Source organism: Bacteroidetes bacterium SB0662_bin_6, assembly GCA_009839485.1.
Taxonomy (GTDB): Bacteria; Bacteroidota; Rhodothermia; order Rhodothermales; family VXPQ01; genus VXPQ01.
Map to the genome: position 1 here is coordinate 1 of VXPQ01000004.1, position 4,448 is coordinate 4,448.

At 71.4% G+C, this 4,448-nt stretch carries 4 protein-coding genes; all 4 read left to right on the plus strand.

Annotation, left to right across the window (positions count from 1 at the left end):
* Positions 1-559 precede the first annotated feature (559 nt).
* Positions 560-1,249 (plus strand): hypothetical protein, encoded by a 690-nt coding sequence (locus F4Y00_00775; protein MYE03500.1) that lies wholly within the window; start codon positions 560-562, stop codon positions 1,247-1,249.
* A gap of 71 nt (positions 1,250-1,320) precedes the next feature.
* The gene (locus F4Y00_00780; protein MYE03501.1) at positions 1,321-2,565 is read left to right on the plus strand and encodes an AAA family ATPase; all 1,245 of its coding nucleotides are present in this window, start codon (positions 1,321-1,323) and stop codon (positions 2,563-2,565) included.
* 13 nt (positions 2,566-2,578) lie between these two features.
* Positions 2,579-2,812, plus strand: coding sequence for a hypothetical protein (locus F4Y00_00785; GenBank protein ID MYE03502.1), 234 nt, complete (start codon positions 2,579-2,581; stop codon positions 2,810-2,812).
* 434 nt (positions 2,813-3,246) lie between these two features.
* The coding region (locus F4Y00_00790; protein MYE03503.1) for an AAA family ATPase at positions 3,247-4,448 on the plus strand (1,202 nt) is incomplete at its 3' end.

Here is a 4,448-nt window from a genome sequence, read left to right on the forward strand (position 1 = left end):
CTCGCGTAAGATCGTCGTCCGCGTCAGTTGTTTTTCAGCGACAGCCCCCTCAGAGGCCCAGAGAGGCCCCCCAGAGCGTTTTCTGGCCGAAACCCACCCTACGGGTAGGGGAGAGGTCCGGGACGGCTCTAGGGGCCTCTCAGAGCCCCTAACGGGCACCTGCTGGAACTGCCGGGGGGAAGACCGCGAACTGACCCGCTCCGGGGCCTGCGCCCTATGCGCCTGGCCGGACGGAATTTCCGCATGGGAAAACCCGGCATGGGCCAAGCCCAGGCCCGCACCGAAGAAGGCCCGAGGCGGAGCAGGGGCCGGACCCGGACGGGGCCGCCTGGCGGAGCCGCGCCCCTGCGTTGACTGCGGGCGGACCATGCCGAACCCCGGCCCGAATCGCCTACGCTGCCAGCCGTGCCAGAGGGTCCACAAGAACGCCACGAACCGCGCCTATACAGCACGGCAACGCGCCAGCCGGAACGGGTCCGCTGCCGTCGCCGCCACTGACCACCGAACGCAACCGACGCCGGGCAGCCCGGCAGCCTGACTCCAACAGAGAGGGGGAACCGTGACCAACGAAACCGTGACAGTCCATGAGAGATACGCGGAGGACCGCCAGCGACTACGGCAACAGCTCGACGCCGCGAACGCGACGGCGGCCCGTGTGAGCCGCGAACGCCTGCCCATCCAGGACAAGCGGGAGCGGGCACTGCCCGAATTCGCCCGCGAGGCGCGGGAGAAGGAATGGCGGCGGTCCTCTCTCCGGGCCGACCTCAACATGACGCGGAACGAGACCATTCCGCGACTCGACGGGGAGCTGCTCGGACTCGCGGCCCGTGACTCCGGGGCGCGGGAGCTGCTGCGCCTGGCGAACGCCAGCCGGAGGGCTGCGCGGATCGCCGCCGCAACCGAGCGACACGACCGCACGAAACAGGCGATGGAGGCGAAGCAGGCCGAGCTGGAAGAGGCCCACCGGAAGGCCGACGCCATCGAGCGGGAGACCCTGCCGAAGGCCGAGGCGGCGGCGGAGAAGGCCCGCACTCTCTACGACCGGGCGGCAGCGTCAATCAATGCGGACTTCGAGCGGCTGAGCGATGAACTCCACGCCGCCGAGCGGGAGGCCCAGAGACTCCGGGGCGAGCTGACGCACTTGGAAGCCCGGCACGATGAATACAACCGGCAGGAGGGCAACGTCATGCGGGTCAATGCCGTGCGGCGGGAATTCGCCGAGCCGAGCGAAGAGGCCCCCGGCGCGTGACAGCTCCCGCGATCCTGGAACCGCTGCCCGCGCCGGACCCCCCGGCGCCGGAGGGCGGGAGGCCCGATCCGATGAAGGATTTGGCGGAGCGGCTCCACCGGAAGCACAACGTCCTGGACCGGGCCTTCCAGGAGGGGCGACTGTCCGATGTCCAGGCGATCCGGCGAGCGATCCGCACTCTCGAGGATGAGCTGGCGGACCTGCTCTTCGGGCAGGGGCCGCGCCGCTTGGAAGAGGCCCGGCGCTCTCAGCTCTACCGGGCGGCGGGCTCGCCGTCCTGGTTCGGAGCGGCGCACGTCGCCGGGACACTGCCGGACGATCTGGAACTCTCCGAATACGAGCGGCGATCCACCCTCCGCCAAGCACTCGGGGAATTCCGGATCGGCCCGCTGATCCCGGAGGATGGCACCCCGCCCGATCCGATCCTCCGCATGGGCCGCGCCGGATCGCTGCTCGCGGTCCGGGAACCGGCGATCCTGTCCGGGCCGCCTGGCACGGGCAAAAGCTCGCTGCTGCTACAGCTCGCGGCGGCGGCGGCCGCGCCGGGGCCGGGGGAGTGGACGGAAGAGCTGGGCGTCACCCTCCGGCGCGGCCCGGTAGTGATCGCCTCGTACGAGGAGAGCCGGACCCGGCTCCGGGAACGCCTGGCGGCGCTCCGCCGCCCGGAGAGTCCGGCCCTGGCAATCGCCGAGATGCGGGGCCGCCCGCTCTTCACGTCCGGCAGCGGCGACGTGAGCGGCCCGTCCCGGTTCTGGCGCTCATTCTGGACAGAGGCCGGGTCCGCGCTCGCGGACGGACGGAAGGCGCTCGGGATGGAGGCCGGGGGAATCGTGATTCTCGACCCGGCGCTCTCCGCCTTCGCGGCGGATGACAACTCCGCCGCGAACGTCCGGGCCTTCGTAGAGTCCGCCGCGGCGGAGGCCGCCGCCCGCGGTGCGGGCCTGGTAATCGTCCATCACCCCGCGAAGCGGGCCGCTGCCGGAGAAGACCCGGAATTCGACGCCGCCAGTGGATCCATCCAGTGGTTCGCCGCCGCCCGCGCCCTGCTCTATCTCCGGCGCGCAACCGAGGGGGGATTCACGCTCTCCGTAGCGAAAGCGAACTACCACCCCCGGACCGCGCTCCGGCTCTTCCGGCCCCTGGACGATGGGCCGTTCTGCGACACCGAGCGGCGCTGTCCCGACTGCCTGGCGGACCTGGAAGGGACGCCGCCGAGCCGGAAGCGGTGCGCGAGCTGCGCCCGGACCCGAAAGCACGCACTCGATAGCGAGAACAGACGGAACCGGAAGGCCCGGTCCGCATCACTCGACGCCTGAAAGGAGGGCGAACATGGCGACCATCATTCAAGACCTGACCCCCGGAGCGGAGGCCCAGATTTCCGGCTTGCCGGTAGGCGTAGTCCTGATCCAGCCGACCTCTGAGAGCGGCGGGGCCATCGTGGCCGTAGGGGCCAGCGCCTCCACCGGATTCGGAACGACCGCGAACAAGATCGAGGACGGCCACCCCGTCCACCCCGAGAATGACGACGAGGGGCGCGTCCGCCTGCTCGCCACTCCCGCCTGATGACTTTTCGGCCCGCGAGAACCGGAGGCCCAAGGCACCGATGAGCCGAAAACCTCCAGGGAACCGTGAGCCTGTCCGCCACCGGATAGCGACTCTGCCCGACAGGGTTAGGGCGGATTCCGCCGTAACCCGGTGGCGGCGAATTCCGGGCGGTCTGCCGTACCGAATCGGTACGGAGCCTGTCCCGTTCGAGCGGACGCGCGATCGCGCGACGTCGGCGAGCTGTCGGCGTCAAGAGCCGCAACGGCTCCGCCGCTCCCGCCCAATTGGGCGCGTGTCTGTTCGCGCCGGGCGGCGGTACTCGGGGCCGCCCGGTGCGCCTGCCAACAAGGACGCGCCCCCTGATACCTTGACGCCGCCCCCCGCCGCGAACGAAGACAAAGCGGCGAGGGCCGACTACTCCGCGAATCCTGAAACGCGAGGAGGTTCACGGCATGAGCCGAATTCTAGACCCTACCCCCACCCCTGAGCACATGAGGGCGCGGGAAGACCCCCGCGAGCTGGCCCGGAGCGTGGTAGCGAAGCTCCGCGCCTGGCAGGCGGACCCCCAGCTCTTCGCCGGGCCGGAACACACCGACGGGCGGCGTTCCCTGGACGCGGACGCGGACTTCCTGGATGGTCTCCGCAACCTTCGCCGCCCGAAGCCTCCGCCGCCCGGATACGCGGCGGCAGACCTGGCGTACTACGCCGCTATCGCGGAGGCCGAATCCCCGGAGGCGGCGCGGGCGCTCTTCGAGCCGGTCCGGCTCCGGGCGCTCACCGAACACCTGGCCGATCCGATCCCGGAGCCGGTTATCTGGCGCGAACCCGCTACGCCCCAGGGCGAGCGGATCCCGGATGCGGTCCTGTCCGTTGGAGAGGTTGCGATCCTGGCCGCCGAGGGCGGGACCGGGAAAAGCACCCTCACCCTGGCGCTGGCCCACGCCGCCGCCCTGGCCCGCGAAAACGGCGAGAACTGCGGCGCTGCCGGGGCGCTCCGCGTGAAGCCGGGCGGGGCCGTCCTGGTGGCCTTCGAGGATTCGGCGGCCCGCATGGCCCGCCGGCTCGCCTGGATCGCGGAGGCCGAAGGCGGGAGACCCTTCGACACGGTGCGGATCGTCGCGGACCCGGACCCGCTCTTCGAGGCCGACCCCGAGCAGCGGGGAGTCGCCCGGCCCGCGCCAGCATGGGCCAGCACGTTCGAGCAGATCCGCAAGGCGGCCCCCGCCCTGGTCGTGGTAGATCCCGTGAGCGTGGCCCTGGCCGGGGCCTCCACATCGGAGGCCGGACCCGTCCGCGCCTTCATGCGCGCCATGATCGCGGAGGCGGAGGCCGGGGAATTCGGAATCCTGGCAGTCGCCCACTCCACAAAGCAGGCGCGAGCGGAGGCCCGGCAGGGGGAAGGCCCAGGCCCCGGCGCGGTGGCGGGGTCCGCCGCCTGGTATGACTCCGCCCGAGGCTGCCTGACCCTGACCCGCGATCCGGTAGATTCGGCGCTCCGAGTCCTGGAATGCGTGAAAGCGAATCACGGCGCGAGCGGATGGGGCGCGGTCCTGGCCGAACGGTTCACCGAGGGGGGCCGGTTCGCGGGATTCGAAACCCGCGAGCAGCTCACCCCCGAGGGAATGCGCGAGCGGCGGAAGGGGCGCGCCATCGA